This is a genomic window from Streptomyces sp. NPDC004609 (genome assembly GCF_042873655.1).
Lineage (GTDB): Bacteria > Actinomycetota > Actinomycetes > Streptomycetales > Streptomycetaceae > Streptomyces.
This window is the reverse complement of the sequence record NZ_JBIALS010000024.1, coordinates 19,307-44,818: the sequence shown is the minus strand read 5'-3', so window position 1 is coordinate 44,818 and position 25,512 is coordinate 19,307. Positions and strand designations below refer to the sequence as shown.

Annotated in this window: 18 protein-coding genes and 1 riboswitch; of the genes, 13 read left to right on the top strand and 5 right to left on the bottom strand. The window is 71.1% G+C overall.

Annotated elements, in window-relative coordinates; all coding sequences use genetic code 11:
* The first annotated feature begins 185 nt into the window (after nt 1–185).
* Nucleotides 186–1,001 carry a S1 family serine peptidase gene (locus tag ACFYT4_RS23165; RefSeq protein ID WP_389272076.1) on the top strand — a complete coding sequence of 272 codons (816 nt, stop codon included), beginning with the start codon at nt 186–188 and terminating at the stop codon, nt 999–1,001.
* Between the two features lie 344 nt (nt 1,002–1,345).
* On the opposite strand, the gene ACFYT4_RS23160 is transcribed toward ACFYT4_RS23165, so the two are convergent.
* On the bottom strand, nt 1,346–1,576 hold the full coding sequence (locus tag ACFYT4_RS23160; RefSeq protein WP_250918724.1) for a hypothetical protein: 231 nt from the start codon (nt 1,574–1,576) through the stop codon (nt 1,346–1,348).
* Between the two features lie 433 nt (nt 1,577–2,009).
* Here ACFYT4_RS23160 and ACFYT4_RS23155 point away from each other — a divergent pair, with 433 nt between their 5' ends.
* The 5 genes from ACFYT4_RS23155 (at nt 2,010) to ACFYT4_RS23135 (ending at nt 8,845) form a co-directional block, all read left to right on the top strand.
* Nucleotides 2,010–4,127: a type IIA DNA topoisomerase subunit B gene (locus tag ACFYT4_RS23155; RefSeq protein ID WP_389272073.1), complete on the top strand. Its 2,118-nt coding sequence runs from the start codon at nt 2,010–2,012 to the stop codon at nt 4,125–4,127.
* Between the two features lie 140 nt (nt 4,128–4,267).
* Nucleotides 4,268–5,428, top strand: a complete 1,161-nt coding sequence (locus ACFYT4_RS23150) for a sensor histidine kinase (RefSeq protein ID WP_389272070.1) — start codon at nt 4,268–4,270, stop codon at nt 5,426–5,428.
* 161 nt (nt 5,429–5,589) lie between these two features.
* Nucleotides 5,590–6,276: a response regulator gene (locus ACFYT4_RS23145; protein ID WP_389272272.1), complete on the top strand. Its 687-nt coding sequence runs from the start codon at nt 5,590–5,592 to the stop codon at nt 6,274–6,276.
* Between the two features lie 98 nt (nt 6,277–6,374).
* Complete coding sequence (locus ACFYT4_RS23140; RefSeq protein ID WP_389272067.1) at nt 6,375–7,256, top strand: DUF485 domain-containing protein; 882 nt, start codon at nt 6,375–6,377, stop codon at nt 7,254–7,256.
* A complete protein-coding gene (locus ACFYT4_RS23135) occupies nt 7,253–8,845 on the top strand; it encodes a cation acetate symporter (RefSeq protein ID WP_389272064.1) in 1,593 nt (530 codons plus the stop codon). The genes ACFYT4_RS23140 and ACFYT4_RS23135 overlap by 4 nt, the downstream gene beginning before the upstream one ends.
* Before the next feature lie 20 nt (nt 8,846–8,865).
* Here ACFYT4_RS23135 and ACFYT4_RS23130 read toward each other — a convergent pair whose 3' ends face one another.
* Complete coding sequence (locus tag ACFYT4_RS23130) at nt 8,866–9,546, bottom strand: response regulator (RefSeq protein WP_389272269.1); 681 nt, start codon at nt 9,544–9,546, stop codon at nt 8,866–8,868.
* Between the two features lie 62 nt (nt 9,547–9,608).
* On the bottom strand, nt 9,609–11,258 hold the full coding sequence (locus tag ACFYT4_RS23125; RefSeq protein WP_389272061.1) for an ATP-binding protein: 1,650 nt from the start codon (nt 11,256–11,258) through the stop codon (nt 9,609–9,611).
* A gap of 233 nt (nt 11,259–11,491) precedes the next feature.
* Between ACFYT4_RS23125 and ACFYT4_RS23120 the strand changes: the two genes are divergently transcribed.
* Entirely contained in the window at nt 11,492–12,871 is a 1,380-nt protein-coding gene (locus ACFYT4_RS23120) for a CobW family GTP-binding protein (RefSeq protein ID WP_389272058.1), read from the top strand.
* Nucleotides 12,872–13,218: 347 nt separating this feature from the next.
* On the opposite strand, the gene ACFYT4_RS23115 is transcribed toward ACFYT4_RS23120, so the two are convergent.
* Nucleotides 13,219–15,696: a DNA topoisomerase (ATP-hydrolyzing) subunit A gene (locus ACFYT4_RS23115; RefSeq protein ID WP_389272055.1), complete on the bottom strand. Its 2,478-nt coding sequence runs from the start codon at nt 15,694–15,696 to the stop codon at nt 13,219–13,221.
* A 241-nt stretch (nt 15,697–15,937) separates the two neighbouring features.
* Between ACFYT4_RS23115 and ACFYT4_RS23110 the strand changes: the two genes are divergently transcribed.
* The 3 genes from ACFYT4_RS23110 to ACFYT4_RS23100 all read left to right on the top strand — a co-directional run bounded on the left by ACFYT4_RS23110 (nt 15,938) and on the right by ACFYT4_RS23100 (nt 19,906).
* Entirely contained in the window at nt 15,938–17,296 is a 1,359-nt protein-coding gene (locus ACFYT4_RS23110; RefSeq protein ID WP_389272266.1) for a M16 family metallopeptidase, read from the top strand.
* Nucleotides 17,293–18,690, top strand: a complete 1,398-nt coding sequence (locus ACFYT4_RS23105; RefSeq protein WP_389272052.1) for a M16 family metallopeptidase — start codon at nt 17,293–17,295, stop codon at nt 18,688–18,690. The genes ACFYT4_RS23110 and ACFYT4_RS23105 overlap by 4 nt, the downstream gene beginning before the upstream one ends.
* A 228-nt stretch (nt 18,691–18,918) precedes the next feature.
* Nucleotides 18,919–19,117, top strand: a riboswitch (cyclic di-AMP (ydaO/yuaA leader).
* Nucleotides 19,118–19,129: 12 nt separating this feature from the next.
* Entirely contained in the window at nt 19,130–19,906 is a 777-nt protein-coding gene (locus ACFYT4_RS23100; RefSeq protein ID WP_389272049.1) for a M23 family metallopeptidase, read from the top strand.
* A gap of 354 nt (nt 19,907–20,260) precedes the next feature.
* Here ACFYT4_RS23100 and ACFYT4_RS23095 read toward each other — a convergent pair whose 3' ends face one another.
* Complete coding sequence (locus tag ACFYT4_RS23095; protein ID WP_389272046.1) at nt 20,261–20,542, bottom strand: HPr family phosphocarrier protein; 282 nt, start codon at nt 20,540–20,542, stop codon at nt 20,261–20,263.
* A gap of 213 nt (nt 20,543–20,755) precedes the next feature.
* Between ACFYT4_RS23095 and ACFYT4_RS23090 the strand changes: the two genes are divergently transcribed.
* From ACFYT4_RS23090 to ACFYT4_RS23080, 3 genes are read left to right on the top strand one after another with little or no spacing between them, the layout of a single operon-like run.
* Nucleotides 20,756–23,620 carry a GNAT family N-acetyltransferase gene (locus tag ACFYT4_RS23090; protein ID WP_389272043.1) on the top strand — a complete coding sequence of 955 codons (2,865 nt, stop codon included), beginning with the start codon at nt 20,756–20,758 and terminating at the stop codon, nt 23,618–23,620.
* 57 nt (nt 23,621–23,677) lie between these two features.
* On the top strand, nt 23,678–24,280 hold the full coding sequence (locus tag ACFYT4_RS23085; RefSeq protein WP_389272040.1) for a DUF5998 family protein: 603 nt from the start codon (nt 23,678–23,680) through the stop codon (nt 24,278–24,280).
* Complete coding sequence (locus tag ACFYT4_RS23080) at nt 24,280–25,482, top strand: alkaline phosphatase family protein (RefSeq protein ID WP_389272037.1); 1,203 nt, start codon at nt 24,280–24,282, stop codon at nt 25,480–25,482. Before ACFYT4_RS23085 ends, ACFYT4_RS23080 begins: the two co-directional genes overlap by 1 nt.
* Nucleotides 25,483–25,512 lie beyond the last annotated feature (30 nt).

Below are 25,512 nucleotides of genomic sequence, written 5' to 3'. Positions count from 1 at the left end.
GCCTGAGCGTCTGCCGTAGATTCCGACTCGTCTGCCGTGGATGCCGTCCGAGATCACCACGGTGAAGGGCCCGGACCCCGCGAGGGTTCCGGGCCCTTCACCATCTCGGGAGTATCCGAGGGTGCGGACGGGGGCGTCCTGGCTGACGCTGAGTTGACGCCGTTCACGCAGAGTCAGGAGACCACATGCGCCCTCCCGTCGTCCGAACCCTGACCGGGGCGCTGGCCCTGGTCACCGCGGGGGCCGTGGCGCCACTGGTCTCGTCACCACCGGCGGCCGCCGACAGCGTGGTCATCGGGGGCTTCCCCGTACACGTCGCCGATACGCCGTGGGTCGTCGCGCTCTCCAGCCGTGACCGGTTCGGAGGAACGCGCGGGGGCCAGTTCTGCGGCGGGGTTGTCGTCGCGCCCACCAAAGTGATGACCGCGGCGCACTGTCTGAGCCAGACCGTGCTCGGCGGCGACGTGTCGGAGGTCCGGGATCTGCGGGTCATCGCGGGGCGTACGGAACTGGCCGCGGCCGAGGGGCGGGAGATCGCCGTCGCCGGAAGCTGGATTTCACCGGACTACGACCCGGACACCAACAGTTCGGACATGGCAGTGCTCACGCTCGCCGAGGCGCTTCCCGCGTCCTCGGTGATCGCCACCGCGGCGGCCGGGGACCCGGCGTACACACCGGGCACGGGCGCCACGGTCTACGGCTGGGGCGATACGGAGGGCAACGGCAGCTATGCCTCGGCACTGCGGGCGGCCGAGTTGAGGGTGCTGCCGGACCAGGACTGCGAAAGGGCCTATCCAGGGGGCCTGGGCGGCCGCTACACGGCCTCGACGATGCTCTGCGCCGGAGACCCCCAAGGAGGCCGTGACGCCTGCCAGGGGGACAGCGGAGGGCCGCTGGTGGCCCAAGGGAAACTCATCGGTCTGGTCTCCTGGGGCAGCGGCTGCGGCCGGGCGGACAGTCCGGGCGTGTACACACGGGTCTCCGGGATTGCGCTGCCCTGACGGGCTGCCCCGGAACGCCGGCGCGGAGCCGCCGGCCGGGGCGGGACGTGCGCCGACCCCGGCGGGCGCCTTCACGCGCCGTCGAGGCCGTCGTGCTCCGCTCCGGCCGTGTGCCAGCCGCGTTCGGAGCCCCGCCCACCGGCTACGGGACGGGCCGGGTGGCCGCGATCCGCAGCGCCTGGGGGCTCCGGCCCCGGCGGGCGTTGCGATACGGGCTACGCGGGCCGGACGGGGAGGCCCGCGGTGCGGTCACCGGACGAGAGCGGGCGGTCACCCGTCACGCTCAGGGGTGCCGCCCGTCGGCCGGTCGGGGACCGGCCTTGGCTCGTCGTGGATGCGAGGTGTCAGTGATCCTCTTCTCCGGCACCGGCCGGGACGGCCGTGAGTCGGTCGGTCTCATCCTGTATTTCCGCGGCGATCTTCTTGAGTTCCGGCTCGAACTTGCGCCCGTGGTGGGCGCAGAAGAGCAGTTCACCACCGCTGGTCAGGACGACGCGCAGGTACGCCTGGGCGCCGCAGCGGTCGCAGCGGTCAGCGGCCGTCAGCGGGCTCGCGGGGGTCAGAACAGTAGTCACGTCGCCTCTTCTCTAGCTCGACGAGCTGTCGTACCAGGGTCAACATCCAACCAGCCCGAAAACGTTCCCGCTCGGGGCTTTTCCTCGAAACTTCTTCTCAAGGCGGCTGTCTGCTACCAGGTGGCGGCGAATGAGCCGTATTGCTTCGCTTTACGGATTTCGCGTTGCTTGTCTCGTTTGGCCCTCCCGGCTGGGTTGCCGGTTGTTCATGAGGACGTGCCCGGAGCCTAAATGGTTCATGCGTCGAATGGAACGTGATGTTCACGTCACCCCATCGAGGGATCGAACATGTATGCGATGCTGGACTAGCATGAGGAATCACGAGGGTGGCGTTACATCGGCTCTATCAGGGCTCGGTACGCTCTGACCGGCGACCGACGCCGGGCCACTACCCCTCAGGGCCACATGTGAAATTCAGCGAGGAGCGAACCGCGTGACCGCCGAAACGTCCGTGCCGTCCACAGCGCTGCTGACCGCGGAGCGTGACGGCTCCAACTACACAGCGCGGCACCTGCTCGTCCTCGAAGGCCTCGAAGCGGTCCGCAAGCGCCCTGGCATGTACATCGGATCGACCGACAGCCGCGGTCTGATGCACTGCCTCTGGGAGATCATCGACAACTCGGTCGACGAGGCTCTCGGCGGCTACTGCGACCACATCGAGGTCATCCTCCACGAGGACGGCTCCGTCGAGGTGCAGGACAACGGCCGGGGCATCCCGGTCGACGTGGAGCCCAAGACCGGCCTCTCCGGCATCGAGGTCGTCATGACCAAGCTCCACGCGGGAGGCAAGTTCGGCGGTGGCTCGTACGCGGCCTCCGGTGGCCTCCACGGCGTCGGCGCCTCGGTGGTGAACGCGCTGTCGGCCCGCCTCGACGTCGAGGTCGACCGGAACAGCGCCACCCACTCGATCAGCTTCCGGCGCGGGGTGCCCGGCATCTTCACCGAGCAGGGCCCCGACGCCCCCTTCGACCCGGCGAACGGGCTGCTGAAGGGCAAGCGCGTCCCCAAGACCCGCACCGGCACCCGCGTGCGCTACTGGGCGGACCGCCAGATCTTCCTCAAGGACGCCCGGCTCTCCCTGGAGAACCTGCACCAGCGCGCCCGCCAGACGGCCTTCCTGGTGCCCGGCCTGACCATCGTGGTGCGCGACGAGCGGGACCTGGCCGGTGAGGGCAAGAGCCAGGAGATCTTCCGCTTCGACGGGGGCATCAGCGAGTTCTGTGAGTACCTGGCACAGGACAAGGCCGTCTGCGATGTGCTGCGCCTCACCGGACACGGGATCTTCAAGGAAACCGTGCCCGTCCTCGACGACCGCGGGCACATGACCCCCACCGAGGTCACCCGTGAGCTCGGTGTCGACATCGCCCTGCGCTGGGGCACGGGCTACGACAGCGCGGTCAGGTCGTTCGTGAACATCATCGCCACCCCCAAGGGCGGTACCCATGTCACGGGCTTCGAGCGCTCCGTCACCAAGACGATGAACGAAGTACTCCGCTCCTCGAAGCTGCTGCGCGTCGCCGAGGACGACATCGTCAAGGACGACGCCCTGGAGGGCCTGACCGCGGTGGTCACGGTCCGCTTGGCCGAGCCCCAGTTCGAGGGGCAGACCAAGGAGGTGCTGGGCACCTCGGCGGCCAACAGGATCGTGGCCAATGTGGTGGCCAAGGAGCTGAAGGCGTTCCTGACCTCCACCAAGAGGGACGCCAAGGCGCAGGCCCGTGCCGTGCTGGAGAAGGCCGTCGCCGCCGCCCGTACCCGTATCGCCGCACGTCAGCACAAGGAGGCACAGCGCCGTAAGACGGCCCTGGAGTCCTCGTCGCTGCCCGCCAAGCTCGCCGACTGCCGCAGTGACGACGTGGAGCGCAGCGAGCTGTTCATCGTCGAGGGCGACTCCGCGCTCGGCACGGCCAAGCTCGCGCGGAACAGCGAGTTCCAGGCGCTGCTGCCGATCCGCGGAAAGATCCTGAACGTCCAGAAGTCGTCGGTCTCGGACATGCTGAAGAACGCCGAGTGCGGCGCGATCATCCAGGTCATAGGAGCCGGATCGGGCCGGACCTTCGACATCGACGCCGCTCGCTACGGCAAGATCGTTCTCCTGGTCGACGCCGATGTCGACGGCGCTCACATCCGATGTCTGCTGCTGACGCTCTTCCAGCGCTACATGCGTCCGATGGTGGAGGCGGGGCGGGTCTTCGCCGCGGTGCCGCCGCTGCACCGGATCGAGCTGGTTCAGCCCAAGAAGGGCCAGGACAAGTACGTGTACACGTACTCCGACAGCGAGCTGCGGCAGACCCTGCTGGAGTTCCAGCGCAAGGGCATCCGTTTCAAGGACTCCATCCAGCGCTACAAGGGTCTCGGCGAGATGGACGCGGACCAGCTGGCGGAGACCACGATGGACCCGCGCCACCGCACCCTGCGGCGGATCAACATCGGAGACCTGGAGTCCGCCGAGCAGGTCTTCGACCTGCTCATGGGTAATGAGGTCGCGCCCCGCAAGGAGTTCATCACCAGCTCCGCCGCGACACTCGACCGCTCGCGCATCGACGCCTGATCCCCGGGGCCCGCCCTACCCCGCCTTCGGGGCCCCCGGGTGGACACCCACCCGGGGGTGGAGCGGGCGCCTCCACCCCTGACCCGATTCCGGGCCCGCCCTCCGATCCGTAGCATCGGGGCGACCGAGGGGGGCGGGACGTGCCGATCAGCAGATGGGCCGAGTGGCCGGCGAGGGAGTCGCTGTCACGGATCGGTGTCCCGCGCAGCCGTATCGCCGTCGACGTCCTGCTGCTGTCGGGCCTGGCGACGTGGGCGGTCTCCAGCGCGTATACATCCGATGTCTTCCGGGGCTGGCGCGCGGTTCTCCCGGTACTGGGCCTGATGATCTGTGTCGTCGCCGTGCTCGGTTTCCACCGCACGACGACGGACAACCGGCTGTCCGTGTCCCTGGCCCTGCTCACCGTCCTCGCCGCGCTGGGGTGGGCGGGCTACTGGGCGGGGGCGTCCATCACCGCGGCGGTGCTGTGGATCACGGTGTCCGCACTCGCTGTGGAACGGCTCCCGATCGTCTTCGGCCTGGTCACCGGTTTGCTGATGGCCGGCAGCTTCTCGATGCTGCTGGGGGACGTGCTCGGGACGGTCATCACGGCCGCCGGGATGCTCCTCGGCGGCTGTACGCTGCGGCAGGACGCCGAGGCCAGGGGCGCGGGGTTCCGGCTGCTCGCGCAGGAGCGGGCCGCTCGCCGGGCCGAGGCCGTCTCCGCGGCCCTCGCGGAGCGGGCCCGTATCGCCCGGGAGATCCACGATGTGCTCGCCCACAGCCTCTCCGCGCAGTTGGTGCACCTGGAAGCGGCGCGCATACAGATCGAACGGGGGCCCGAGGGGCCGTTCCGCGACCAGATTCTGGAGCGGGTGGTGGCCGCTCGCGGCATGGCCCGCGAGGGGCTCGCGGAGACCCGGCAGGCACTCTCCGCGCTGCGCGGAGAGATGGTGCCGGTCGAGGACTATCTGCGGGAGATCGCCGCCGAGGACGGAGCCGAGACGGTGGTGGCGGGGGAGAGGCGGCCGCTGCCGGCCGAGGCGTCGCAGGCGGTACGCAGGGTGGCCCAGGAGGCGCTGACGAACGCGCGCAAGCACGCACCGGGCGCCAGGGTGCGGATGACGTTCGCGTACGAGGAGGGCGGGGTCACCCTTGAGGTACGGAACTGGGGTACGACCGCTTCCGGTGGGGAACTGGGGGCGTCCGGCTCCGGGTACGGTCTGCTGGGGATGCGCGAGCGGGCCGAATTGCTCGGCGGCGCCCTGGAGGCGGGACCGGAGGGGGAGGGCTTCATGGTGCGGCTGCGGGTGCAGGCATGACCGAACGGAGCGCCGACGCGGATACGGGAGCGAGCACGGGCTCGGACACCGGAGCGCCTGCGGACACCGGGGCGGGCGCGGGGACCCGTCTGGACGCGGGATCGGCCGGACGGACGGGGACAGGAGTGCGGGCGGGAACGGCCGCGGGTGCGAGTGTCGGGCTGGGCTCCGGCGAGGTCGGTGCCGATGCCCGGGTGGTCGTCGCCGACGACCAGGCCGTCGTGCGCGAGGGCATCGTCATGCTCCTGGGGCTGCTGCCCGGCATCGAGGTGGTCGGATCCGCCAGGGACGGTGAGGAAGCCGTCGCCCTGGTCGCCGAACTCGCCCCCGATGTCGTCCTGATGGATCTGCGGATGCCGCGTTGCGACGGCGTCGAGGCGACCCGCCGGATCCGCGCCGAGTACCCCGGCACCCAGGTGGTCGTGCTCACCACCTACGCGGACGACGACTCACTCTTCCCCGCCCTTCGGGCGGGCGCGCGGGGCTACCTCACCAAGGACGCCGACGGCGGGGAGATCGTCCGGGCCATCCAGGACGTCGTCGCGGGCCGGGCCGGGCTGTCCCCGGTCGTCCAGCAAAGACTGCTCGAAAGGGTGACCGCCGCGCCCGAACCGGCGGCCGCCCGGCTGCCCGACGGCCTCACCGGGCGGGAGGGCGAGGTGCTGGCGCTGATCGCGGACGGCCTCACCAACGCCGAGATCGCCCGCAGGCTCCACATCTCCACCGCCACGGTGAAGACCCACATCAACAATCTCTTCGCCAAGGCCGGACTCCACGACCGGGCCCAGGCGGTGCGGTACGCCTACCGGGAGGGTCTCGCGCAGCCACCCGGGACCAGCGTCACCTGATGGGGTGAAGCCCGCAGGGAGAAGAGTCCGGGATCTTCCTGCTCTGTCCATCCTTGTGCACGCGGCCGAAACGGTTCGCTGACAAGGAGAGTTGAGCGGTGGAGAAGCAGGAAGGGCAGGACGCCGCGGCAGTGCGGCTCGACGACCCCTGGGACGACGCGCGGGCCTCCGGCTGGGGCGAACCGGATGCTACGGACGGTGGGGCCGACGCACGGCCCGGGACGAACACGGACAACCGGGCCGCGGACGACGGCCTGTTCGCGGAGAGGCGATGCACCGGTGGGCGGCTGTTCACCGATGGCGTGTTCGCCGGTGAGTGGTCCGCCGATGAGTGGTCTGCCGGTGAACGGGAGGCGGACCGGGCGAGCGGCGATGCCGATGTCATGGACATCTACCTGGAGGTGCAGCGGAGCGCGGCCTTCCAGGAGGTGCGCAGCCGCTATCGGCGGTTCGTCGTTCCCGCCGCTCTGGCCTTTCTGCTCTGGTACCTGGCCTATGTCGTGGCGGCGACGGCGGCACCCGGACTGATGGCGAGACCGGTCGCCGGAGCGGTGAACGTGGCAATGCTCGCGGGCCTTGCGCAGTTCCTCACCACCTTTCTGCTGACCTGGGCCTACTCCCGTCATGCGCGGCTGCGCAGGGACCGTGCGGCGCTCGATCTGCGCTGGACGGTCTTCGACCGGGCGAGGCTCCGGGAGCCGTCGGCAGCCCGGACCTGCGACGTGCGACCGGTCGGGGTGCGACCGGTCGGGGTGCGACCGGTCCGGGCGGAGCCCGGGGCCACCGATCCGGTAGCAGGGGAACCCGGGGCCGTCATGCCGGTGGCCACGGAGCCGGAGGCCGACGTGTCGTCGGCGGCCGCGGCGCCCGCGGATGTGGTGCCGGAGGCCGCGAAGCCCGGAGCGGGGAGGCCGAGGGGTATCCCGTGGGGCACCCGGGTGCCGGGTGCCGTGGCGGTGCGGGGCGGGAGCGAGCGGTGAGCGGCGACCACCAGACGCTGGCGCTGGTGCTGTTCAGCGCGTTCATCGCGGTCACCCTCGGCATCACCACCTGGGTCAGCCGCAACAGACGTGGCTCCGCCGAGGAGTTCTACGCGGGCGGGCGGCTGTTCTCCCCGATGGAGAACGGTTTTGCCATCGCGGGCGACTACATGTCCGCCGCGTCCTTCCTCGGTATCTCCGGCCTCATCGCTCTCTACGGCTACGACGGACTGCTCTACTCCGTGGGCTTCCTGGTCGCCTGGCTGGTGGTGCTGATGCTCGTCGCCGAACTCGTCCGCAACTGCGGCCGGTTCACCCTCGCCGATGTCGTCGCCTCACGGATGAAGGAACGCCCGGTCCGCATCGCCGCGGGAACTTCTTCGGTCACCGTCTCCGTTCTCTATCTGGTGGCGCAGATGGTCGGGGCCGGAAGCCTCGTCGCGCTGCTCCTCGGTGGTACGAGCGAAGCCGCGCGCTCGTGGACCGTGGTCGGCGTGGGCGCACTGATGGTCATCTATGTGTCGTTCGGAGGGATGCGAGCCACCACCTGGATCCAGATCGTGAAAGCCGTGCTGCTGATGGCGGGCGCGGTCACCCTGACCGTGCTCGTACTCACCAGGTTCCACGGCGACGTCAACCAACTGCTCAACACGGCCGCAGACCGCAGCGGCCACGGCAGGGACTTCCTGTCGCCCGGCCTCAAGTACGGCGGGGACTGGACCGCGCGCCTGGACTTCATCAGCCTGGGCCTGGCCCTCGTCCTGGGCACGGCCGGACTGCCGCACATCCTGTCCCGCTTCTACACCGTGCCGACCGCGCGGGCCGCCCGCCGCTCGGTCGTCTGGTCGATCGGTCTCATCGGCAGCTTCTATCTGATGACGATCGTGCTCGGCTTCGGTGCCGCCGCCCTGGTGGGCTCTGAAGAGGTCCGCGCGTCGAACGCCGCAGGCAACACCGCGGTGCCGCTGCTCGCCCTCGATCTCGGCGGAGGAGCGGGTTCCACCGGGGGTACGGTGCTGTTCGCCGTGGTCGCCGCCGTGGCCTTCGCGACGATCCTGGCCGTTGTCGCGGGCATCACCCTCGCCTCGTCCGCCTCGGTCGCCCACGATCTGTACGCCTCGCTCAGGCGCCGTGGTGCCGGGCGGCGCAGTGAGGTCGCCGTCGCCCGTGTCGCGGCGGCGGGGATCGGGGCCGCTGCGATCGCGCTCGGGCTGCTCGCGCGTGACATGAATGTGGCGTTCCTGGTGGGCCTGGCCTTCGCGGTCGCCGCCTCCGCCAATCTGCCCGTACTGCTCTACTCGCTGTTCTGGAGGAAGTTCACCACCCGCGGCGCCGTCTGGGCGGTCTACGGAGGGCTGATTCCGTCCGTGCTCCTGGTCCTGGTCTCCCCGGTCGTTTCGGGCAGTCCGGATTCGCTGTTCCCGGGGGTCGACTTCCAGGTCTTCCCCCTGCAGAACCCGGGTGCGGTCTCCATCCCGCTGGGCTTCCTGGCGGGCTGGATCGGCACGGTCGCCTCGGCCGAGCCCCCGGACGAGGCGAAGCACGCGGAGACGGAGGTGAGGGCGCTCACGGGAGCGGGCGCGGTATGACCGCCGGTTGCGGGGAGGGTTCAGCCGCTCGTGGACCAGAGATAGCGGTGCTCCGGACGGCCCGTCTCGCCGTACTTCAGGCTGAGCCTGACCCGGCTCGCCCGTTCCAGCAGCTTCAGATAGCGCTGTGCGGTCTGCCGGCTCACCCCGGCGCGCTCGGCGATCTCCTGGGTGGAGAGCGGGTCCTTCGCCGACAGCAGCACCTGGCGTACGGCCTCGGCGGTGGCCGGTGAGTGCCCCTTGGGCAGATCGGGGGTGATCGCACCGGCCGACAGTGCGCCGAAGATCCGGTCCACCTCGGCCTGTTCGGCCTCACCGCCCCTGCCGAGGGTGCGGCGGAGGCCCGCGTACGCCTCCAGCTTGGACCGCAGCCCGGCGAAGTTGAAGGGTTTCACCAGATACTGGAGCGCTCCATGGCGCATCGCGGCCTGGACGGTCGCCACATTGCGGGCCGCCGTGACCATGATCACATCGGTCTGGTGGCCGAGTCGGCGCAACTCCCGTACGACACCGAGCCCGTTCCCGTCCGGCAGATAGTGGTCCATGAGGACCAGGTCCACCGGGGAGTCGGCGATACGGGCGAGTGCCTCGGCGGCCGAGTGCGCCTTCGCCGAGACGCGGAAGCCGGGCACCTTGGCGACGTAGGCCGCGTTGATCCCGGCGACCCGGACATCGTCGTCCACGACGAGGACGTCGATCACATCGTCCCGGCCGGCGCCTTCGCCGCCGCCGGCCGGTCCGTTCCCGCACTGCTGTCCCTCGCTCATCGCACCTCCGCGGCGGTGGCCGGTACGGGCTCTGCCAGTTCGGACAGTGCCTCAGGGAGTACCACGATGAATTCGGCGCCTCCGTTCGGCGCGTCGCGCACTTCGGTGCTTCCGCCCTGCCGTTCGGCCAGTCTGCGGACGAGCGCGAGTCCGAGTCCGCGCTTGCCGTGGACCGGGAGTTCCTTGGTGGTCCAGCCCTCGGTGAAGATCAGCTCGCGCTGTCCGAGGGGGACGCCGGGGCCGCTGTCGGTGATCCGGATGATCGCCGTGCTGCCCTCCGCGTACAGCTCGACCTCGATCCGGGCGTCCTCGGAGCCGGACGCAGCGTCCATCGCGTTGTCCACGAGATTGCCGACGACCGTCACGAGCTCGCGCGGGTCCACCACCCGGTCGGGCAGCATCGACTCGGGCGCGATCCGCAGCGACACCCCGCGTTCGGCGGCCACCGTCGCCTTTCCGACCAGCAACGATGCGAGCAGCGGGTCGTGGACCTTCTCCGTGACCTGCTCGGACGTGGCCCGGTGCACGCCGACCACCTCCGTGATGAAGTCCACCGCCTCGTCGTGCATCTCCAGCTCCAGCAGACCGAGGAGGGTGTGCATCCGGTTGGCGTGCTCATGATCCTGGGCGCGCATGGCGTCGATGAGCCCCCGGGTGGAGTCCAGTTCCCGGCCGAGTTGCTCCAGTTCGGTGCGGTCGCGCAGGGTGGCGACGGCACCTCCGTCGTCGGTCGGCATCCGGTTGGCGACCAGGACGCGGTGACCGCGTACCGTCACGAGGTCCTCACCGGTGACCCGGCCGGCGAGCACATCGGTCGTACGACCCGCTCCCAGGACCACCTCCAGCGGCAGGCCCTTGCCGTCGGACCCGAGGCCGAGGAGCCGCTGTGCCTCGTCGTTCATCAGCCGGACCCTGCCCGCCGCGTCGAGCGCGACGACTCCCTCGCGGATGCCGTGGAGCATCGCCTCACGCTCGGCCAGCAGCGAGGAGATATCGGAGAACGCGAGATCGTGGGTCTGCCGCTGGAGCCTGCGGGAGATCAGATAGGCGGCCAGCGCGCCGACGGCGAGGGCGCCCCCGGCGTAGGCGACCAGACCGGGGATGGCCGAGAATAGACGGTCGCGGACGCTGTCGTACTCGATGCCGACCGACACCGCGCCGACGATCGTGCCGCTGCGGTCGCGCAGCGGGACCTTGCCCCGGGCGGAGCGGCCGAGCGTGCCGCTGTCGATCTCCATGATCTCCCGGCCCGCGAGCGGAACGCTGGGGTCCGTCGAGACGACCCGGCCGATCTCCTCCGGCGAGGTGTGGGACCAGCGCACTCCACCCATGTCCATGATCACGATGTACTCGGCGCCGGTGGCCTTCCTGATGCGCTCGGCGTCCGCCTGGACCGGGCCGTCCAGCGAGGGACGGCTGTTCAGGAGCTTCTCGGCGACCTCGGCGGACGCGGTGGTCTGGGCGATGGCGAGCGCCCTGCGCATGGCCTGGTCGTCGAGCTGGGCGCTGAGCGGCGCGAGGAAGAGGCCGGTGGCCAGGACGGTGACACCGGTGGCGATGGCCAGCTGCATCAGCAGGACCTGGGAGAAGACCCGCTGCGGCCAGCCGAACCGGCGGCGGGCCGGGGTGGTCGGTTCGGGGCTCATGACTAGGAACGGTAAGGGGCGAGGGGGGCTTTCCGAAATTGCGGTGCGGGGTGAGACGCCGAACCCGCGCTCCTCCCGGCCGTGGCGGCCGGAATTCGGCGGCCCCGCATGGTTCGCGCCAGGCCCCCGCCCGGTTCGGGAACGCTCCCGGAGCGCCCATATCCTGGAGCGGCCCGCGGGCTCGGGGAGCATACGGCCGGCGGTAGGTGTCCGCGTTACGAGGAAGGTCCCAGGTGAGCCCGACCAACCCGCCGAGCGAGCCGAGCACGTCGAATCCGTCGAACCCGCCGTGCGAGTCGGTCTCGGAAAGCGGGCCGTACGAATCGACCCCGGCGACCCCGCCGACCCAGGCGATGATCGAGTCGACCCCGGCAACCGCGGCGATTGAGTCGACCCCGGCGATCGAGCCGGGCGAATCGAGTGGGCCGGGCGAGCCGGGTCCGCCGAGCCCGGCGCGCGGGCAGATCCCCGTCGTCGTCCTCGCCGGGTTCCTGGGCTCGGGCAAGACCACCCTGCTCAACCACCTCCTCCGGGCCAGCAGGGGCACCCGGATCGGTGCGATCGTCAATGACTTCGGCGCCATCGAGATCGACGCCATGACCGTGGCCGGGCAGCTCGGTGACTCCACGGTCTCCCTCGGGAACGGCTGTCTGTGCTGCGCCGTCGACGCCAGTGAACTGGATGTCTTCCTGGACAAGCTCGCCCGGCCCGCCGCCCGGCTCGATGTGATCGTGATCGAGGCGAGCGGCCTCGCCGAGCCCTGGGAACTCGTGCGGATGCTGCTCGCGAGCGAGAACGAACGGATCGTGTACGGAGGGCTCGTCGAGGTCGTCGACGCGGCCGAGTTCGAGGCCACCCGCGAGCGGCACCCCGAGATCGACCGCCATCTTGCTGTCGCCGATCTGGTGGTGCTCAACAAGACCGATCGGGTGGACGGCCCCGCGCTGACCCGGCTCCGGGCCGCGCTCGGAGGCCGGGCCGGTCTCGCGGGAACGGCCGCCGTCGTCGAGTCCGTGTACGGACGGGTCGATCCGGAGCTGTTCTTCGACCGCCGCCCGAGCACGGAACGGGTCGGCCAGCTCGCCTTCGAGGATCTCCTCGACGACACGGACCACGACCACTCCGCGCATCTGCACGCCGCATACGAGAGCACCGACTTCACCGCGTACGAGCCCATGGATCCCCGGGGACTGCTCGCCTTCCTGGACTCGCGGCCCGAAGGGCTCTACCGGATCAAGGGATGTGTCGACTTCGGCGCCTGTGATCCGCACCATCGGTACGCCGTCCACGCGGTGGGCCGGTTTCTCCGCTTCTACCCCGAGCCCTGGCCCGGGAATGCCGAACGGCGCACCCAGCTGGTGCTCATCGGCTCCGGAATCGACAGCGCGGCCCTGCTCAAGGCGCTCGACGCGGCCCGGGTGAGCGGCCCGCAGCACGCACCCGACGAGCGGAGCATGTGGGGCGTCCTGCGATATGTGCCGAAGCCGTCGGACGATCCCGGGGACTGGGGCCGCCCCGGCGGCGCCGACGGTGCGGTCGAGCCCGACGAGTACGGTGAGCCGGGCTTCCCGGAGACCCCCGGGCTGTACGAGGAGGGGCCGCCCACTCCGTAGTACCGGCCTCGCTCCTCGCCGTACCCCATGGGGCCACGGTTTCTGGTTCGGATCCTGCAAGGGCTCGCGTGCCTTGGTGCCGCACTTCGCCCCGTACCCCTGCGGTACGGGGCGGGGTCCGGCCGGCTCCGGAACCACGCTCCCTCACCCCGCCCGATCCACGACGGATGCCCCCTGGGTCATGGCCCCGTGCCCGTGACCCGTACATCATGGGGCACGGGACACGAGCACAGGCCGAGCCGTAAGCCCTGAAGCGGTGCGACCGGGAGCCGTACGCAGGGAGCCGTACGCCCCGGACCGTACGACTCCTGCCGCCCACGGGGCTGCGGCGGACCGGCGGACCCCGGCTACTGCGGCGGGCCCGCCAGCACCGCGACCGCCGAGGTCAGCGGGGTGCCCGAACCGTCGCGGCGCGGGTCCGGGTCCGGCAGCTGTGCCGCGGACCCGTTCTTCTGGGAGGCATGGGCCGGGGTCGCTCCCGCCCAGGCCAGGACCAGCGCATCCTCGCCCTTGAGGAAGCGCTGACAGCGCACACCGCCCGTCGCCCGCCCCTTGCGGGGGTACTGGTCGAAGGGAGTGAGCTTCGCCGAGGTGATCGCGTCGTCCAGCGTGCCCGAGGCGCTCGCGGCCGTGAACACCACCGCCTCCGCCGCCGGATCGACCGCGGTGAAGGAGATCACCCGGGCGCCCTCAGCCAGCTTGATCCCCGCCATACCGCCCGCCGCCCGGCCCTGCGGCCGGACCTGGGACGCCTGATAGCGCAGCAACTGGGCGTCGGAGGTGATGAAGACCAGGTCCTCCTCGCCCGTACGCAGCTCGACTCCGCCGACGACCCGGTCACCCTCCTTGAGGCTGATGACCTCCAGCTCGTCCTTGTTCGCCGGATAGTCCGGGACCACCCGCTTGACGACACCCTGGAGCGTCCCCAGCGCCAGACCGGGCGACGACTCCTCCAGCGTCGTGAGACACACCACCGTCTCGCCCGTCTCCAAGGACAGGAACTCCGCCAGCGGCGCACCGCCCGAGAGGTTCGGCGCGGTCGCGGTCAGCGGCAGCTGCGGAAGGTCGATCACCGGCAGTCGCAGCACCCGCCCGGCCGAGGTCACCGCCCCCACATCGCCGCGCGCGGTCGCCAGGACGGCCGAGACGATCAGATCGTGCTTGGTGCGTCTGCCCCCGCTCTGCGGCAGGGGCTCGCCCGTCGCCGTCCGCGCCAGCAGACCCGTGGAGGACAGGAGCACCCGGCACGGATCGTCCGCGACCTCCAGCGCAACGGCCGCGACCGGCGCGGCTCCCGACTCCAGCAGTACGGTCCGCCGCTCGGTGGAGAACTTCTTCGCCACCGCCGCCAGCTCGCCCGAGACCAGCTTCCGCAGCTCGGCGTCCGACTCCAGGATCCGGGTCAGCTCCGCGATCTCCGCGGTCAGCCGGTCCCGCTCGCTCTCCAGCTCGATGCGGTCGAACTTGGTCAGCCGGCGCAGCGGGGTGTCCAGGATGTACTGCGTCTGGATGTCGGACAGCGAGAAGCGCTCGATCAGGCGCTCCTTCGCCTGCGCGGAGTTCTCGCTGGACCTGATCAGCCGGATGACCTCGTCGATGTCGACCAGCGCGACGAGCAGGCCCTCCACCAGGTGCAGCCGGTCGCGCTTCTTGCCGCGCCGGAACTCACTGCGCCGGCGCACCACCTCGAAGCGGTGGTCGAGATAGACCTCCAGCAGCTCCTTCAGCCCCAGGGTGAGCGGCTGGCCGTCCACCAGCGCCACATTGTTGATACCGAAGGACTCCTCCATCGGCGTCAGCTTGTAGAGCTGCTCCAGGACGGCCTCGGGGACGAAGCCGTTCTTGACCTCGATGACCAGGCGCAGGCCGTGGGCCCGGTCGGTGAGGTCCTTGACGTCCGCGATTCCCTGGAGCCTCTTCGAGCCGACAAGATCCTTGATCTTGGCGATCACCTTCTCCGGGCCGACCGTGAAGGGCAGTTCGGTCACGACCAGGCCCTTGCGGCGCGGGGTGACGTCCTCCACCGTCGCCGTCGCACGGATCTTGAAGGTGCCCCGGCCCGTCTCGTACGCGTCCTTGATCCCCGCCAGACCCACGATCCGGCCGCCGGTCGGCAGATCAGGACCCGGCACAAAGCGCATCAGGGTGTCCAGATCGGCACCCGGGTGCCTGATCAGATGGCGGGCGGCGGCGATGACCTCGCCCAGATTGTGCGGCGGCATGTTCGTCGCCATGCCGACGGCGATCCCGGACGAGCCGTTGACCAGCAGATTCGGGTAGGCGGCGGGCAGGGCGACGGGCTCCTGCTCCTGCCCGTCGTAATTCGGTGCAAAGTCGACCGTGTCCTCGTCGATCGACTCCGTCATCAGCGAGGTCGCGTCGGCCATCCGGCACTCGGTGTACCGCATGGCGGCGGGCGGGTCGTCATTGCCCAGCGAGCCGAAGTTCCCGTGGCCGTCGATCAGCGGGACCCGCATCGAGAACGGCTGGGCCATGCGCACCAGCGCGTCGTAGATCGACTGGTCGCCGTGCGGGTGCAGCTTGCCCATGACGTCACCGACGACACGCGCGCACTTCACATAGCCGCGCTCGGGGCGCAGCCCCATCTCGTTCATCTGGTACACGATCCGGCGCTGCACCGGCTTCATGCCGTCGCGGGCGTCCGGGAGGGCACGCGAGTAGATCACCGAGTAGGCGTATTCGAGGAAGGAGCCCTGCATCTCGTCGACGACGTCGATGTCGAGGATCCGCTCCTCGAAATCTCCCCCTGACCCTCGGTCGGGGCGACCCCCAGGCGGCGGGGTTTTCGTGCTGCGGCGGGCCATCGCGGCTGCTGCTCCTCACGTACCGGATCGGGAACTGACGCCGACCATTGTGGCCCGTCCCACTGACAACACGGACCGCGACCCGTGAACACGTCTTCCGCCACCCCGAAAGCGCCGACCGCGCTCCCGGAACTTCGCCTGCCGCGAAACGGGAACTTCGCCACCTGTCAGCGCGCTTGCATACAGTGGCAGTGCTGGGAAAACAACCGACAGCATCGCGATCGAAGGGACGTACATGCCCATGGGTCACACGGCCACAGCGCAGGCCGGTTCGGGCGGCCTGACAGCGACGGAGCACCGCCTGGCCAACGGCTTGCGCGTGGTGCTCTCCGAGGACCACCTGACCCCGGTCGCCGCGGTCTGCCTCTGGTACGACGTGGGCTCACGTCATGAGGTCAAGGGCCGTACAGGACTCGCCCACCTCTTCGAGCACCTGATGTTCCAGGGCTCGAAGCAGGTCAAGGGCAACGGTCACTTCGAGCTGGTGCAGGGCGCCGGCGGTTCGCTGAACGGCACCACCAGTTTCGAGCGCACCAATTACTTCGAGACGATGCCGGCGCACGAGCTGGAGCTGGCGCTCTGGCTGGAGGCCGACCGCATGGGCTCCCTCCTCGCCGCCCTCGACGAGGAGTCGATGGAGAACCAGCGCGACGTCGTCAAGAACGAGCGCCGCCAGCGGTACGACAACGTTCCGTACGGCACGGCCTTCGAGAAGCTCACCGCGCTCGCCTACCCGGAGGGCCACCCCTACCACCACACGCCCATCGGCTCCATGGCCGACCTGGACGCGGCGACCCTGGAGGACGCCCGCGCCTTCTTCCGTACCTACTACGCGCCGAACAACGCCGTGCTGTCGGTCGTCGGCGACATCGACCCGGAGCGGACGCTCGCCTGGGTCGAGAAGTACTTCGGCTCCATTCCCTCCCACGACGGCAAGCAGCCCCCGCGCGACGGCTCCCTCCCCGAGAACATCGGCAGGGAGCTGCGCGAGGTCGTCGAGGAGCAGGTCCCGGCGCGTGCGCTGATGGCCGCCTACCGCCTGCCGCACGACGGCACACGCGAGTGCGACGCCGTCGACCTGGCGCTGACCGTGCTCGGCGGCGGGGAGTCCTCCCGGCTGCACAACCGTCTGGTACGCCGTGACCAGACGGCTGTCGCCGCCGGATTCGGGCTGCTGCGGCTGGCCGGCGCGCCGTCGCTCGGCTGGCTGGACGTGAAGACGTCCGGCGGCGTCGAGGTCCCGCAGATCGAGGCCGCCGTCGACGAGGAGCTGGCCCGGTTCGCCGAGGAGGGGCCGACTCCCGAGGAGATGGAGCGGGCCCAGGCCCAGTTGGAGCGGGAGTGGCTGGACCGGCTCGGCACCGTCGCCGGCCGCGCCGACGAACTGTGCCGGTACGCGGTGCTGTTCGGCGATCCGCAGCTCGCGCTGACCGCGGTGGGGCGCGTGCTCGCCGTCACCGCCGACGAGGTGCGGGCGGTCGCCCGGGCCAGGCTGCGCCCCGACAACAGGGCGGTGCTGGTGTACGAACCGCTGGCCGGCCCGGCCGAGCAGACCGACCAGGACGACGCGAGTGACGCAGAAGAGGGGGCGGACCGGTGACCGACGCCGCTGAGCCGTTGACCACGATGGACTTCCACCCCCGGCCCACGGCGGGCGAGCCCACGCCCTGGGCGTTTCCCGCCCCCGAGCGCGGCACGCTGGACAACGGCCTGACCGTGCTGCGCTGTCACCGCCCCGGCCAGCAGGTCGTCGCGGTCGAGATCTCCCTCGACGCCCCGCTGGGCGCCGAGCCCGAGGGTCTGGACGGCGTCGCCACGATCATGGCGCGCGCCCTGTCCGAGGGCACCGACAAGCGCTCCGCCGAGGAGTTCGCCGCCGAGCTGGAGCGCTGCGGCGCCACGCTCGATGCCCACGCGGACCACCCCGGCGTGCGGGTCTCCCTGGAGGTTCCCGTCTCCCGGCTGCCCAAGGCGCTCGGGCTGCTCTCGGAGGCCCTGCGCGCGCCCGCCTTCGCCGACACCGAGATCGAGCGGCTCGTCCGCAACCGGCTGGACGAGATCCCGCACGAGACGGCCAACCCGGGCCGCCGCGCGGCCAAGGAGCTGTACCGCCAGCTGTTCCCGTCCTCGCTGCGGATGTCCCGTCCCCGCCAGGGGACGGAGGAGACCGTGGCCCGGATCGACTCCGCGGCCGTGCGGGCCTTCTTCGAGGCGCATGTACGGCCGTCCACCGCCACCGCGGTCGTCGTCGGCGATCTCACCGGGGTCGATCTCGACGCCGTGCTCGCCGAGACCCTCGGCGACTGGACCGGTGACACCGCCGAGCGCCGTCCGGCGCCGGAGATCACCGCGGACGACACCGGGCGGGTGGTCATCGTGGACCGGCCGGGAGCGGTGCAGACCCAGCTGCTGATCGGCCGGATCGGCCCCGACCGCCACGACCGCGTCTGGCCCGCCCAGGTGCTCGGCACGTACTGCCTGGGCGGCACCCTCACCTCCCGGCTGGACCGGGTGCTGCGCGAGGAGAAGGGCTACACCTACGGCGTACGGGCCTTCGGCCAGGTCCTGTGCTCCGCCCCCGACGGGTCGGGAGCCGCGATGCTCGGCATCAGCGGCTCGGTGGACACACCGAACACCGGTCCGGCGCTGAAGGACCTCTGGCAGGTGCTGCGGACGCTCGCGTCCGAGGGGCTGACCGATGCCGAGCGCGACGTCGCCGTGCAGAACCTGGTGGGTGTCGCCCCGCTGCGGTACGAGATGGCGGCGTCCGTCGCCGGCACCCTCGCCGACCAGGTGGAACAGCACCTCCCGGACGACTTCCAGGCGCAGTTGTACGTACGCCTCGCCGAGACCGGCACCGTGGAGGCGACGGCCGCGGCGGTCAGCGCGTTCCCGGAGGACCGGCTCGTCACCGTGCTCGTCGGTGACGCCTCGGAGATCGCCGAGCCGGTGAAGGAGCTCGGCATCGGCGAAGTGACGGTCGTCACGGGCTGATTGGGTCCGTCCGCGCCCCGCGGGTGGAGCGGAGCCCCGGTGTCCGGGTGACACCGGGGCTCTCCTGTTGGCTCGTTCTCAGACCCGCTATATGTCCAGATTGGACGGAAGTTGGGTGACACGTCCTGTGGCGTAAGCAACAAAATCGGCCGTCTGTTTGGTGATCGAGAGCTCTCCGGCCTAGCGTCGACCCGGCTGTTCGTCGGGAGTACGCCGCACCCGCGGCACGGACAGTCATCGCCGAATCCCCGTCAGGCGCGAGCCGGGGGAGCCGGGGACCCTCCCTCCTGCCGCGGTCCACGCGCCCGGAGGGGCAAGATCCCCACAGGGGTGAATCGGACCCCTTCGCATCCCGCGGAGGAGCCCGTAGGAGACCTTCCTGCTCCGAACCCGTCAGCTAACCCGGTAGGCGAGAGGGAAGGAAAGGACAAGCCCCTACATGGCGTTCACCCGCCCCGCCGGGAAACACCGCGCCCCGAGCCGGATGTCGCGCAAGAGCGCGAGCATCGCCGGAGCCGCGACCCTCGCCACCACCGGTGTCATCGGAACCATCGCCGCCCCGGCGTTCGCCGCCGACTCGGACTCCGACGCCAAGCCCGCGGAGCCCGGCCTCAGCGCCGAGGACACCGGGGTCATCGAGGCCCTGGGTTCCGAGAGGATGGCCGACACGGTCGCCGATCAGGCCGTCGTCCAGCGGAAGGAGGCCGACGAGGCCGCCGCTAGGGCACAGGCCGCCGCCGAGGCCCGTGCGAAGGCCGCCCGTGAGGCCGAGGAGCGCGCCGCCCGCGAGGCCGAGCGCAAGCTCCTCAACACCTACCGGCTGCCCGTCGCCGGTTCGCATGTCTCCACCGCGTACCAGGCCAACAGCTCGCTGTGGTCCTCCGGCACGCACACGGGCGTCGACTTCCGCGCCCCCGCCGGCACCTCGGTGGTGTCCGTGGGAGCCGGAACGGTCGTCGAGGCGGGCTGGGGCGGTGCGTACGGCTACAACGTCGTGATCAAGATGCGCGACGGCTCGTACACCCAGTACGGCCATCTGTCCTCCATCAGCGTCTCGGTCGGCCAGGAGGTCATGCCGGGGCAGCGGATCGGGCTCGCGGGCTCGACCGGCAACTCCACCGGACCGCACCTCCACTTCGAGGTCCGCACCGACGCCGAGTACGGGTCGGACATCAGCCCGATCGCGTATCTGCGCTCGCACGGCGTGAAGGTCTGACACGGGCGACCACCGCCCGCGCGGCGATCACCGCTTCCGAAGGCCCCGGCGTTCCGACGCCGGGGCCTTCGGCGTGGGCCGTGCCGGGTGCCGACTCCCTTTCACCGGAAGTGACCTCTCCCCGGAAACGCGTCACCCGTGGGAGCGGGGATTTCCCCTGATACGGCGACAGGCGCCGGTCCCGTGATGCGGGACGGCGCCTGTATGCCGTGCGGTGAAGGCCGAGAACGGCGGAGCGGGCCGCCGGGGCCGTACGACCGTTCCGGATATCCGGTGCTCCCGGTTTGCCGTTCTTCCGGGTGTTCCGTGAAGCGGCGGTGCGGCGCGGGGCGCCGTCCGAGGGGTGCCGTGCCCTCAGACCGTCTCCGGGAGCTCTTCCAGTCCCTCGGCCACCAGCTTGGCCAGCCGGTCCAGGGCGACATCCGAGCCGTCCGCGTCGGAGGCGAGCACGATCTCCTCGCCGCCCTGCGCGCCCAGGCCGAGGACCGCGAGCATCGAGGCGGCGTTCACCGGAGTGCCGTCCGACTTGGCGATCGTCACCGGAACGCCGGACGACGTGGCGGCACGGACGAAGATGGAGGCGGGGCGGGCGTGAAGGCCCTCGGCCCAGCCGACGTTGACGCGGCGCTCAGCCATGGTGTTGCCCTTCAAGTCATCATTGGTTGTCTAGACCAGTCTCTCACGACGGGCCGCGGAGCCCGTACCGGCCGGTTTCCCGAGGTGGGACCCGTCGGAGCTCCCAGATTGCCGTGCCCGGGGACCGGCCGCGACCTGTGACCTTCCCGCAGCGCCCAGTGACCATCCCGGAGAGCCCTCCGCGAGGGCGGACGGCGCCGTACGCTTTCTGCCATGCCGACGGAGTCCGACCACGCCTACCCCGACCACTGGGAAGCGGACGTGGTGCTGCGCGACGGCGCCACCGCCCGTATCAGGCCCATCACCGTCGATGACGCCGACCGTCTGGTCGGCTTCTACGAGAAGGTCTCGGACGAGTCGAAGTACTACCGCTTCTTCGCGCCCTACCCCCATCTGTCCCCCAAGGACGTGTACCGCTTCACCCATCACGACTATGTGGACCGGGTGGGGCTCGCGGCCACGGTCGGCGGGGAGTTCATCGCGACCGTCCGCTACGACCGGATCGACGAGCGCGGGCGCCCGGCGAGCGCGCCCGCGGACGAGGCGGAGGTCGCCTTCCTCGTCCAGGACGCCCACCAGGGGCGCGGGATCGCCTCCGCGATGCTCGAACACATCGCGGCCGTCGCGCGCGAGAGGGGCATCCGGCGGTTCGCCGCCGAGGTGCTGCCCGCGAACAACAAGATGATCAAGGTTTTCCGGGACGCCGGGTACACCCAGAAGCGCAGTTTCGAGGACGGCTCCGTCCATCTGACCCTCGATCTCGAACCGACCGCCGAGTCCCTCGCGGTGCAGCGCGGCCGGGAGCAGCGCGCGGAGGCCCGCTCCGTGCAGCGGCTGCTGGCGCCCAGGGCGGTCGCGGTCGTCGGCGCCGGACGGGCCGTCGGCGGGGTGGGCCGGACCGTACTGCGCAATCTCACCGGAGCGGGGTACACCGGCCGTACCTACGCGGTGAACCGGGCGTTCCCCGCCTCGCAGCGCGAGATCGACGGGGTCCCGGCCTTCCGCTCCGTCGGCGAGATCGTCGCCGCGACGGGGGAGCCGGTCGATCTCGCCGTCGTCGCCGTGCCCGCCGAGCAGGTGCCGGAGGCGGTCGCCGACTGCGGTGAGCACGGGGTACGGGGACTGGTCGTCCTCACCGCCGGATACGCGGAGAGCGGCGCGGCAGGACGGGTGCGGCAGCGGGACCTGGTGCGCCGGGCGCGGTCGTACGGCATGCGGGTGATCGGCCCGAACTCGTTCGGCATCATCAGCACCGCCGAGTCCGTCCGCCTCAACGCCTCGCTCGCTCCCGAGGCCCCGGCGGCCGGCCGGATCGGCCTCTTCACCCAGTCCGGGGCGATCGGCATCGCGCTCCTCTCCGGTCTGCACGGCAGGGGCGCGGGCCTGTCGACGTTCATCTCGTCGGGCAACCGCGCGGATGTGTCCGGCAACGACTTCCTCCAGTACTGGTACGAGGACGCGGACACCGATGTGGCCCTGCTGTACCTCGAATCCATCGGCAACCCGCGGAAGTTCACCCGGCTCGCCCGGCGTACGGCCGCGGTGAAGCCCGTCGTGGTGGTCAAGGGCGCGCGCCACAGCGGCAGCGAGCCCCCCGGCCACGCGGTACCGGCCACCCGCATTCCGGACGCGGCGGTCGGAGCGCTCCTGCGGCAGGCGGGCGTCATCCGCGTCGACACCGTCACGGAACTCGTCGACGCGGGCCTCCTCCTCGCGGGCCAGCCGCTCCCGGCGGGACCGCGGGTGGCGATCCTCGGTAACTCCGAGTCCCTGGGGCTGCTGGCGTACGACGCCTGCCTCGCGGAAGGTCTCCGTCCGATGCCGCCGCTCGATCTGACGACCGCCGCGAGCCCCGCCGACTTCCGTGCGGCCCTCGCGTCGGCCCTGGCGGACAGCGGCTGCGACGCGGTGATCGTCACGGCCATCCCCTGGGTCGGTGACAACGGCACCACCGAATCCGGCGACGGCGAGGTCCTGGCCACCGCGCTCCACGAGGCCGCCGCGTCCGCCCCCGCGAAACCGGTGGCCGTGGTCCATGTCGAGCTGGGCGGCCTGGCGGACGCGCTCGCTGCGGCGAGCAGCACCCGTACCGGGGCACCGGCCGGCGCCAGACCACCGGGCGCGGCACCGGGCGCGCCGACCCGCGCCACCCCGGCGGGCTCCACCCCGCGACCCCGGCTTCCGGGAGACACCCCGTCGGCCTCCACGCGCCGGATCCCCGCCTACCCCGCCGCCGAGCGCGCCGTCCGGGCGCTCTCCGAGGCCGTGAAGTACGCGCGCTGGCGCAAGGACGCGGCCGAGCCGGGAAAGGTGCCCGAGTACGACGACATCGACGAGGCCGGTGCCGCCGCCCGGATCGACACCCTGCTCGGCGCCGCAGCGGACACCCGGGGACTCACGCTCCCCGACGCGGACGCGCGCGAACTGCTCGCCGCGTACGGCATCCGGGTGCGGCCGACGCTGCCGGCGCCGGGGCCGGACGACGCCGCGTCCGCGGCCCGGCGGCTCAGGTACCCGGTGGCGCTCAAGACGACGGCACCCCATCTGCGCCACCGCGCCGATCTCGGAGGCGTACGCCTCGATCTGGCCGACGAGGCGCAGTTGCGGCAGGCGTACGGCGAGCTGACCGAGCTTCTCGGCAAGCCCGCCGAGCTGCAGCCGGTGGTGCAGGCGATGGCGCCGCGCGGGGTGGACACCGTCGTCCGGGCCGTCGTCGACCCCGCCGTCGGCGCGTATCTCTCCTTCGGGCTCGCGGGCGCCGCCTCCGAGCTCCTCGGGGACACCGCGCACCGGCTCGTGCCCGTCACCGAACGTGACGCCGCCGAGCAGATCCGGAGCATCCGGACCGCCCCCCTGCTCTTCGGCTGGCGCGGCTCAGCGCCGGTCGATACCGCCGCGCTTGAGGAGTTGCTGTTGCGTGTATCACGATTGGTCGACGATCACCCAGAAGTGATCGGAATCAGTCTGGAACCAGTCGTTGTCGCTCAACGGGGGCTCTCCGTTCTCGGCGCTTCCGTACGGCTCGCGCCGTCCGGCACCCACACCGACCTCGGCCCACGCCGACTCCCCAGCTACTGAGCACCGCTCGGCACGACTGAGCGTTCGACGCCCTCCGGGGCCCGTAGGATGGACCACATGGCGAAGACCGGTACGACGACCCAGGGGCTGCGCGCGGCGATCGAGCGCAGCGGCTACTACCCGGCTCTCGTGGCCGAGGCGGTGGAGGCCGCCGTCGGAGGTGAGCAGATCGCCTCGTATCTGGTCCACCAGGAGACCACGTTCGACGCCAACGAAGTGCGCCGCCATGTCACCGTGCTCGTGCTGACAGGCAACCGTTTCATCGTCAGCCACACCGACGAGCAGACCGCGGACTCCAGTTCTCCGACACCGTTCGCCACGACCTCGACCGAATCGGTCAAGCTCGACCGGATCTCGTCGGTCGTCGTCAGCAGGGTGGTCGCCAATCCGGAGTCGTACACTCCGGGCACCCTGCCCCGCGAGGTCGTCCTCACCATCGGCTGGGGCGCGGTGTCCCGGCTGGATCTGGAGCCCGCCGCCTGCGGCGACCCCAACTGCGAGGCGGACCACGGCTACACCGGCAACTCCACCGCGGACGATCTGAGCCTGCGGGTCAGCGAGGCCGGTGACGGTCCGGACACCGTCCGTCAGACGCTGGTCTTCGCCCAGGCGCTCTCCGAGGCGACGGCGGCGACGGCGGCCACCCCGGCCGCGAACTGATGGCGCAGCCCGCGACGTCCGCGGCCCTGCCCGACGACCCCGTTCCCCTCGCGCTCGCCACCGCGCCCGTGCCCGAGTACGGCACGGGATCGCTCGCCGATCTTCTGCCGACACTCGCGGCGGGCCAGGGCGTCCCCGGGCTCACCGCGGCGATCCCCGAACTCACCCCCGCCGACCGGAACTGCGTCTTCCTGGTCGACGGGCTCGGCTGGGAGCAGATCCGCGACCACCCGGACGAGGCGCCCTACCTCTTCTCGCTGCTGTCCGGCTCACGCGGTGGCACCGGCCGGCCCATCACCGTCGGCTTCCCTGCCACCACCGCCGCCTCGCTCGCCTCGGTCGGCACGGGTCTCGCGCCCGGTCGGCACGGGCTGCCCGGCTACACCGTGCGCAACCCCGAGACCGGTGAGCTGATGAACCAGCTGCGCTGGAAGCCGCACACCGACCCCCAGCGGTGGCAGCCCCACCCGACCGTCTTCCACCTCGCCGACCGGGCCGGGGTCCACACCGCCCAGGTGTCCTCCCCGGTCTTCGAGCACACTCCGCTCACCCGGATCGCGCTCAGTGGCGGAACGTTTCACGGGCGGCTCGGCGGCGAGGAGCGGATGGACCTCGCGGCTCAGCAGCTCGCCGAGGGCGACCGCTCCCTCGTCTACACCTACTACAGCGAGGTCGACGGCATGGGCCACCGGTACGGCGTCGACTCGGACGCCTGGCGCGGCCAGCTGATGTACGTCGACCGGCTGGCGCAGCGCCTCGCCGAGCAGCTGCCGCCGCGCGCGGCCCTGTACATCACCGCAGATCACGGCATGATCGACATCCCCTTCGACGAGGAGTCGCGCATCGACTTCGACGAGGACTGGGAGCTGCGTGCCGGGGTCGCCCTGCTCGGCGGCGAGGGCCGGGCCCGGCATGTGTACGCCGTACCGGGCGCGGAGGCCGACGTCCTGGCGGTCTGGAGCGAGGTGCTCGGTGACCGCTTCTGGGTGGCGAGCCGCGCCGAGGCGATCGCGGCGGGCTGGTTCGGGCCCGAGGTGGACGAGCGGGTCGTCGGCCGTATCGGCGATGTCGTCGCCGCGGCCTGCGACGATGTGGTGATCACCGCGTCCGAGCGGGAGCCCCATGAGTCGGCGATGAACGGAATGCACGGCTCGATGACCCCCGCCGAGCAGCTCGTCCCACTGCTCGAAGTACGGTCGTAGAGCCGTTCACCGGGGTCGTCCAGGGCGCCG

What these genes read in the sequence shown, in the direction of transcription:
- ACFYT4_RS23165 (WP_389272076.1), top strand. Translation starts at nt 186, where the DNA reads ATGCGCCCTCCCGTCGTCCGAACCCTGACCGGGGCGCTGGCCCTGGTC.
- ACFYT4_RS23125 (WP_389272061.1), bottom strand. Translation starts at nt 11,258, where the DNA reads ATGAGCCCCGAACCGACCACCCCGGCCCGCCGCCGGTTCGGCTGGCCG.
- ACFYT4_RS23115 (WP_389272055.1), bottom strand. Translation starts at nt 15,696, where the DNA reads ATGGCCCGCCGCAGCACGAAAACCCCGCCGCCTGGGGGTCGCCCCGAC.
- ACFYT4_RS23110 (WP_389272266.1), top strand. Translation starts at nt 15,938, where the DNA reads ATGGGTCACACGGCCACAGCGCAGGCCGGTTCGGGCGGCCTGACAGCG.
- ACFYT4_RS23100 (WP_389272049.1), top strand. Translation starts at nt 19,130, where the DNA reads ATGGCGTTCACCCGCCCCGCCGGGAAACACCGCGCCCCGAGCCGGATG.
- ACFYT4_RS23095 (WP_389272046.1), bottom strand. Translation starts at nt 20,542, where the DNA reads ATGGCTGAGCGCCGCGTCAACGTCGGCTGGGCCGAGGGCCTTCACGCC.
- ACFYT4_RS23090 (WP_389272043.1), top strand. Translation starts at nt 20,756, where the DNA reads ATGCCGACGGAGTCCGACCACGCCTACCCCGACCACTGGGAAGCGGAC.
- ACFYT4_RS23085 (WP_389272040.1), top strand. Translation starts at nt 23,678, where the DNA reads ATGGCGAAGACCGGTACGACGACCCAGGGGCTGCGCGCGGCGATCGAG.
- ACFYT4_RS23080 (WP_389272037.1), top strand. Translation starts at nt 24,280, where the DNA reads ATGGCGCAGCCCGCGACGTCCGCGGCCCTGCCCGACGACCCCGTTCCC.